This window comes from Xinfangfangia pollutisoli (genome assembly GCF_020179405.1).
GTDB classification, from domain to species: domain Bacteria; phylum Pseudomonadota; class Alphaproteobacteria; order Rhodobacterales; family Rhodobacteraceae; genus Pseudogemmobacter; species Pseudogemmobacter pollutisoli.
Map to the genome: position 1 here is coordinate 41,883 of NZ_JAICBZ010000023.1, position 6,842 is coordinate 48,724.

Here is a 6,842-nt window from a genome sequence, read left to right on the forward strand (position 1 = left end):
GACCATGGCGCTGGCGGAACCCGATCTGGAGCGCGGTCTTGACGGGGCCTCCCCGGTCGGACTGTCGGCCTGCCCGGCCTGCGTGGCGGCCCCCTCGGCCGAACGCATCGCCGCGATGGCGGCGCCGGCCGATGCGCGGATCATGCTGTCGCTGCCCGCCGCCCATTGCGCGGCCTGCATCTCGACCCTGGAACAGGCGGCGCAGACCGTGCCGGGCGTGCGCTCGGCCCGGCTGAATCTGACGCTGAAGCGCCTGTCGGTCGAGGCCGCGCCCGAGGTGACGCCGGCGCAGATGATCGAGGTCTGCCGCAAGGCCGGGTACGAGGCCCATGAGCTGGACCCGGGCCTTCTGTCGGCGACCGAGACCGACCGTCAGGGGCGCGAGCTGCTGATGCGGCTGGGCGTCGCCTTCTTCGCCATGATGAACGTCATGTTGCTGTCGGTCGCCGTCTGGTCGGGGGCCGAGGGCGTGACGCGCGACATGTTCCACTGGATTTCCGCCGCGATCGCCCTGCCGACCGTGGTTTTCGCCGGCCAGCCCTTCTTCCGCTCGGCCTGGGCCTCGCTGAAAGTGGGGCGGCTGGGCATGGATGTGCCGATCTCGCTGGCGCTGATCCTGGCCTCGTCGATCTCGCTGTTCGAGACGATCTATTCCGGCCATCACGCCTATTTCGATGCGGCGGTGATGCTGTCCTTCTTCCTGCTGCTGGGCCGCTATCTGGACCACCGCACCCGCGCCGTGGCGCGGTCTGCCGCGCAGGAACTGGCGGCGCTGGAAGTGCCGCGGGCGATCGTGGTGACCGATGGCAGCGAAGTGACCAAGCCGATTTCTGAAGTGCTGGCGGGGGATCTGGTGCTGGTGCGGCCGGGCGGGCGGATGCCGGTCGATGGGGTCGTGGTCGCGGGCACGTCGGAACTGGACCGCAGCCTGCTGACCGGGGAAAGCCTGCCGGTCTGGGCGGGCGAGGGCACGCAGGTTTCGGCCGGCGAGGTCAACCTGACCGGGCCCCTGACGCTGCGGGTCACCGCGGCGGGGCGCGATTCGTCGCTGCATCGGATGGCCGATCTGGTCGCCGTCGCCGAAAGCGCCAAGACGCGCTACACCTCGCTGGCCGACCGGGCCGCCAGCGCCTATTCGCCCCTGGTGCATCTGCTGTCCTTCTCGGCCTTCGGCTTCTGGATGTGGCAGACCGGCGGCGATCTGCGTTATGCGGTCAACATCTCGGCCGCGGTGCTGATCATCACCTGCCCCTGTGCGCTGGGCCTGGCTGTGCCGGCCGTGGTCACCGCGGCTTCGGGGCGGCTGTTCCGCAAGGGTCTGCTGATCAAGCAGGGCACCGCGCTGGAACGGCTGGCAAAGGTCGATACGGTGGTCTTCGACAAGACCGGCACGCTGACCCTGGGCCAGCCTGAAGTGACCAATCTGGCCGAGCATCCGAAAGTGGCGCGCGAAGTGGCGCTGGCGCTGGCGGGGGCCTCGTCGCATCCGCTGGCCCTGGCGCTGTCCGAGGCCGCCCGTGCCGAGGGCCTGCGCCCCGCCCGGGTGGAAGAGATCCGCGAAGTGCCGGGCTATGGGATCGAGGGGCTGTGGAAGGGCCGCAAGGTCCGGCTGGGCCGGGCCGAATGGTGCGGCGCGGCCGAGACGCTGCCCGTCACCGCGACCTGGCTTTGCACCGGCGACGACGGCGCCGCGCCGCGCGCCTTCACCTTCGCCGACCGGCTGCGTCCGGGCGCGGTCGAGGTGATGGCGGCGCTGAAGGCGCAGAAGATGCGGGTGATCCTGCTGTCGGGCGACAGCCAGGGCGCTGTCGCGGCGCTGGCGGCGCGGCTGGGCATCGAGGAATGGACGGCGGGCTGCCTGCCGGCCGAAAAGGCCGCGCGGGTCGCGGCGCTGAAGGCCGAGGGCGCGCATGTGTTGATGGTGGGCGACGGGCTGAACGACACGGCCGCGCTGACCGCCGCGGATGTGTCGATCTCGCCCGCGACCGCGCTGGATGCGGCGCGCACCGCCTCGGATATCGTGCTTTTGGGCCAGGACATGGCTCCGGTGGCCGATGCGCTGCGGATCAGCCGTCAGTCCACCCGCCGCATGGTCGAGAATTTCATGATCTCGGGCGGCTATAACGTGATCGCCGTGCCGCTGGCACTGATCGGGGCGGCCACGCCCCTGGCCGCGGCGCTGGCGATGTCGCTGTCGTCGATCACCGTTTCCTTGAATGCGCTGAGGTTGAAGTAATGGAAATCCTCGGACTGCTGATCCCGGTCTCGTTGTTTCTGGGCGGAATCGGGCTTCTGGCCTTCGTCTGGGCGATGCGATCGCGGCAGTTCGATGACCCGGATGGCGATGCCAACCGGATCCTGACCAAGGATTGGGACGACCGCCCCCGGCCCTAGGGCTGGGCGTGTCGGCCGCCGGGGCGGCCGCGCCTAGCGCAGGGTGATCGTGGCCGGGGCCAGACCGTCGATCTCGATCCGGCAGGTCTGACCGCGCGTGATCGGGCCCACGCCGGCGGGGGTGCCGGTAAAGATCAGATCGCCCGGCGCCAGGGTGACCAGCCGCGACAGATAGGCGATCACATCGGCGACCGGCCAGATCATGTCGGACAGCCGCGCCTCTTGCTTCACCACCCCATCGACCAGGCCACGGATCGCGCCATCGGCCAGCGGGCCGGGCCGGATCGGCCCGATCACCGCCGAGGCGTCAAAGCCTTTCGACATGTCCCAGGGCCGCCGCATCGCCTTGGCCTCGGCCTGCAGGTCGCGGCGGGTCAGGTCATTGCCGGCGGCATGGCCGAAGATCAGCCCCGCCGCCGCCTCGGGGGCGATATCGGCGCCACCGCCCGACAGGGCCACGACCAGCTCGGCCTCGTGCTGCAGATCCTGCGTCGCCGGCGGATAGGCGATCACCGACCCGCTGTCGACCAGCGCATCGGCGGGTTTGGTGAAGAAGAACGGCGGCTCGCGATCCGGGTCATTGCCGAATTCGCGCGCATGTTCGGCATAGTTGCGCCCGACGCAGAAGATCCGGCGCACAGGGAAACGGGCCGAATGCCCCTGGACCGGGGCCGAGGGGCAGGGGGGCGGGGTGAAGAGATAGTCGCTCATGTTTTCCCGCGGCTCAGGCCGGGCCCATGGTTTCGCACAGCATGCCGCGGGCGCGCAGGCGGCGGCAGGCCAGATCGGCCTGGTCTTCCGACAGACCAAGGAACGAGGCGCGGTATTTGCCGCCCTTCTCGGTGATCTTCTTCAGCCCTTCGGTCAGGGTGGCGCTTTCGGCAAGCCCGGTCTTCAGCAGCGCCCGCTCGGCTTCGGAACGCGAGCTGTAAGCGCCCACATTCACCCCCCAATGCCGGCCGCCCGAGGTGGATTTCGACACCACGACCAGTTCCTTCGCCTCTTCCGGCGTGGCTTCGGCCATCTGGACCGGCTCGAAGATCGGTGCGGCGCGGCCGGTTTCAACCGGCGCTTCGGGCGGGATCAGCGCTTCGGGCGTGACGCTGGCCACGGCCTCTTGCACCGAGGTCAGGCCGGCGATCGGCGCCTCGTCGGCGGGCGCGGCCGGGGTGTCGATCAGGGCCAGCGCGGTTGCGGCTTCGGCCACGGGCTCGGCCACCGGATCTGCCGCCGGGGCGACGGTTTCCAGCGCCGGGGCGGCTTCGGCCAGCATCTCGGGCGCGGCCGGGGGTTCTGCCGGAGCAGCGGCGGCGGCCACGGCTTCGGGGCGCGGCTGCGGGCGAGTGCCCGAGGCGACGGCAGAGGCTTCGGCCAGGGCCACGGCCTGGGCGTCAAGCGTGTCTTTCACCAGCGCCGGGGGCGCCGCGGCCAGGGCGGCAGCCTGGGCTTCCAGCGAGCCTGCGGGCGCGTCCAGCCCATCGGGGACCACCGGGCCATCGGTGGCGGCTTCGGCCAGCTGCGGCTCTTCGGTCGTGTCCTCGATCACCGCGGCGACGGCGGGGGCCTCGGCCTCGGCCGCATCGGCCAGGGCCGGCGCTTCGGCCAGGGCCATGGCCTGGGCCTCAAGCGTGCCCGAGGGCGGCGGCGTCGTGGCCTCGGCCAGCGCGCTTTCCACGCCTTCGGCAATCGCCGCGGCCAGGGCGTCGGGCACTTCGGGCGCCACGGTCGCCTCGGCCACCGCAACCGCCACGCCTTCGACCACCCCGCCGATCACCGGCCGGGCCTTCGGCCGCAAGGACCGGCTGACCGCACCCGAGATGCGAATCGTCTTCCCGGCGCCACCTTCGACCCCCGGCTCGTCCACCAGGCTTGCCCCGTTGGCTGCGGCGATCAGCGCGTCATCGGGCAGCGGTGCCGCTTCGGGCTTCTTCTCGCGCACGCCCTTCTTGGCCAGGCCAAAGCCCATATCCATCAGTTCCGCCATCTTCGCATTGCGCGCCGCGGTCGAGGTGGAGCCGAAGATCGTCGCGATCAGCCGCACATTGCCGCGCTTGGCCGAGGCGGTCAGGTTGAAGCCCGCAGCAACGGTGTAGCCGGTCTTGATCCCGTCCGCGCCTTCATAGCCATCCAGGAAGCGCGAATTGGTATTCGTCACCTTGGCCAGGCCCGCATCGGCGGTGCGACGCGAGAAGATGTTGTAATATTGAGGGAAATCGTAGAACAGATGCCGGCCCAGAATGTTCATGTCGCGCGCGGTCGACAGATGGCCCTCGGCGGTCAGACCGTTCGGATTCTTGAAGGTGGTGCTGCGCATGCCCAGCGCCTTGGCGGTCTTGGTCATCCGCTTGGCAAAGGCCGCCTCGGACCCGCCGCCCACCAACTCGCCCAGCGCCATGGCCGCATCATTGGCCGATTTCACTGCCGCTGCACGGATCAGATAGCGCAGCGCGATCTTCTGGCCGGCCTTCAGCCCCAGCCGTGACGGCGGCTGCGAGGCCGCATGGGCCGAGATCGTGACTTTCTGATCCAGCGACAGACGGCCCGCCTCGATTTCCTGAAAGATGATGTACAGCGTCATCATCTTGGTCAGCGAGGCCGGATGAAGCCGGGAATCCGCGTTCTTTTCGTACAGAACCTCGCCGGTTCGCGCATCCATCACGATGGCTGCGAAAGGCGCTGCCGCTGCGGGCTGGGCCAGAAGAAAGGCCGCAAGGCCCAGGACTGCGAAAATGCCGCGGAAAGACCGCCCGATGAACGTTGTCACGTCACCTGTCCCCTTGCCTGTAGTCTCGGGCCCCTTTGTGGGGCCTCGTTTCTGCCGCGGTCACGCTAGCACGCGATCCGGCCGCGGAAAACCACCAGTTTCCAATACTTTCCAGTGAAATCCCGGCGTTGTGGCATAGGGGCAGCACCCGCCGCCGCGCCGCGTCAGATCTGGGGGGCTGAGCCGGGGTCTCCCCCATAGGTTGCGTCAACCGCCAAAGCGGGCGATAAGCGCCGACAAGCCGGCCAGGTCGGGAATCTGCGCATAGCGCGGATGGCCCGCCGGTTCCTCGGCCGCCTCCAGCGCCCAGGTCTCGCCCTGGGGCACGTAGATGCCGAAAGCCCCCGCATCCAGCGCCGGAATCACATCGGATTTCAGCGAGTTTCCGACCATCGCGGCCTGATCTGCGCCCGTTCCGTGCCGGGCAAAGACCCGCGCATAGGTATCGGGCCGCTTGTCCGAGACGATCTCGACCGCGTGGAAATAGTCGCCCAGGCCCGATTGGGCCAGTTTGCGTTCCTGATGCAAGAGATCGCCCTTGGTGATCAGCACGATGCGGTGGCTTTGCGCCAGCGCCACCACCGCATCGCGGGCATGGGGCAGCAATTCGACCGGATGATCCAGCATGGCGCGGCCGGCGCCTAGCAGTTCCTGGATCACCGAGGCCGGAACGCGGCCCTCGGTCACCTCGATCGCGGTTTCGATCATCGACAGGGTGAAGCCCTTCACCCCGAAGCCATAGGCGCCGATATTGCGCCGCTCGGCCTCAAGCAGCCGCGCCTGCAGGTGTTCGGGCGCGGCATGATCGGCCAGAAGCGCGGTGAAACGGTCCTGGGTCAGGCGGAAATAGGCTTCGTTCTGCCAAAGCGTGTCATCGGCATCAAAGCCGATCGTCGTCAGGGCTGGGGCGGTCATTGTGGCGGTCTCCTGGTGCCCCTGATCGCGCGCCGCGCGAATTCCCGCAAGCCCACCCCTTTTCGTTAGGGGAATTTTCGCTATATTCCCGTCATCTTTCCGCAATGCGAATCCCTCAGGAACGGAGTTCAGCCGGTGTCGCAGCATCCCCCCATCCTGTCGGGCAAGACCGATGGCCCGGGGAATGATACCTCGCTGCTGACCAAGCCCAAGTCCAAGACCCAGCGCCCGCCGCTGTACAAGGTCCTGCTGCTGAACGACGATTACACCCCGATGGAATTCGTGGTGCATGTGCTGGAACGGTTCTTCGGCCTGTCGCATGCCCAGTCCTTCGACATCATGCTGACGGTCCACAAGAAGGGGCTGGCGGTGGTCGGGGTGTTCTCGCATGAAGTGGCCGAGACGAAAGTGGCGCAGGTGATGGATTTCGCCCGCCGCCACCAGCATCCGCTGCAATGCACGATGGAAAAGGAATAGGGCGCGCGCCCGGCTTCCAATGCAATCCGAACGGCTTGAGATGGCGCTTGACCAGGGCGCGCTGGTGCTGCCGCCCGAGGGGCCGGTCGCGGTCTATCGGCCCGTGGCGGCAGACGATCTGTCGGCCCTGCCGCGCGACCGGCTGCGGGTGATTACCGGCTTCCGCCCCGATCACGAGGCTTTCGCCGCCCGCGGCCTGGCTCTGGGCCCGGAGGCCCCCCATGCGGCGGCGCTGGTCTGCCTGCCGCGCGCCAAGGATCTGGCCCGCGCGCTCTGGGCGCAGGCCGCGGCG

At 68.9% G+C, this 6,842-nt stretch carries 6 protein-coding genes and 1 pseudogene; 4 read left to right on the forward strand and 3 right to left on the reverse strand.

The window, feature by feature from the left end; all coding sequences use genetic code 11:
- The first annotated feature begins 4 nt into the window (after positions 1-4).
- Together K1Y73_RS09360 and ccoS are read left to right on the forward strand one after the other, a co-directional pair.
- The gene (locus K1Y73_RS09360) at positions 5-2,236 is read left to right on the forward strand and encodes a heavy metal translocating P-type ATPase (RefSeq protein WP_225028022.1); all 2,232 of its coding nucleotides are present in this window, start codon (positions 5-7) and stop codon (positions 2,234-2,236) included.
- Positions 2,236-2,394, forward strand: a complete 159-nt coding sequence (ccoS, locus tag K1Y73_RS09365) for a cbb3-type cytochrome oxidase assembly protein CcoS (RefSeq protein ID WP_225028023.1) — start codon at positions 2,236-2,238, stop codon at positions 2,392-2,394. The genes K1Y73_RS09360 and ccoS overlap by 1 nt, the downstream gene beginning before the upstream one ends.
- Positions 2,395-2,427: 33 nt before the next feature.
- On the opposite strand, the gene K1Y73_RS09370 is transcribed toward ccoS, so the two are convergent.
- From K1Y73_RS09370 to K1Y73_RS09380, 3 genes are all read right to left on the reverse strand, one after another.
- Entirely contained in the window at positions 2,428-3,105 is a 678-nt protein-coding gene (locus tag K1Y73_RS09370) for a fumarylacetoacetate hydrolase family protein (protein ID WP_225028024.1), read from the reverse strand.
- Between the two features lie 13 nt (positions 3,106-3,118).
- Positions 3,119-5,050: a serine hydrolase gene (locus K1Y73_RS09375; RefSeq protein ID WP_451923581.1), complete on the reverse strand. Its 1,932-nt coding sequence runs from the start codon at positions 5,048-5,050 to the stop codon at positions 3,119-3,121.
- Between the two features lie 315 nt (positions 5,051-5,365).
- Positions 5,366-6,073, reverse strand: coding sequence for an HAD family hydrolase (locus K1Y73_RS09380; protein ID WP_225028026.1), 708 nt, complete (start codon positions 6,071-6,073; stop codon positions 5,366-5,368).
- A 156-nt stretch (positions 6,074-6,229) separates the two neighbouring features.
- On the opposite strand from K1Y73_RS09380, the gene clpS reads away from it, so the two are divergent.
- On the forward strand, positions 6,230-6,550 hold the full coding sequence (gene clpS / locus K1Y73_RS09385) for an ATP-dependent Clp protease adapter ClpS (RefSeq protein WP_225028031.1): 321 nt from the start codon (positions 6,230-6,232) through the stop codon (positions 6,548-6,550).
- Between the two features lie 40 nt (positions 6,551-6,590).
- Positions 6,591-6,842: pseudogene (locus K1Y73_RS09390) on the forward strand (MFS transporter); the annotation flags it as partial.

What these genes read in the sequence shown, in the direction of transcription:
- K1Y73_RS09360 (WP_225028022.1), top strand. Translation starts at nt 5, where the DNA reads ATGGCGCTGGCGGAACCCGATCTGGAGCGCGGTCTTGACGGGGCCTCC.
- ccoS (WP_225028023.1), top strand. Translation starts at nt 2,236, where the DNA reads ATGGAAATCCTCGGACTGCTGATCCCGGTCTCGTTGTTTCTGGGCGGA.
- K1Y73_RS09370 (WP_225028024.1), bottom strand. Translation starts at nt 3,105, where the DNA reads ATGAGCGACTATCTCTTCACCCCGCCCCCCTGCCCCTCGGCCCCGGTC.
- K1Y73_RS09375 (WP_451923581.1), bottom strand. Translation starts at nt 5,050, where the DNA reads ATGGATGCGCGAACCGGCGAGGTTCTGTACGAAAAGAACGCGGATTCC.
- K1Y73_RS09380 (WP_225028026.1), bottom strand. Translation starts at nt 6,073, where the DNA reads ATGACCGCCCCAGCCCTGACGACGATCGGCTTTGATGCCGATGACACG.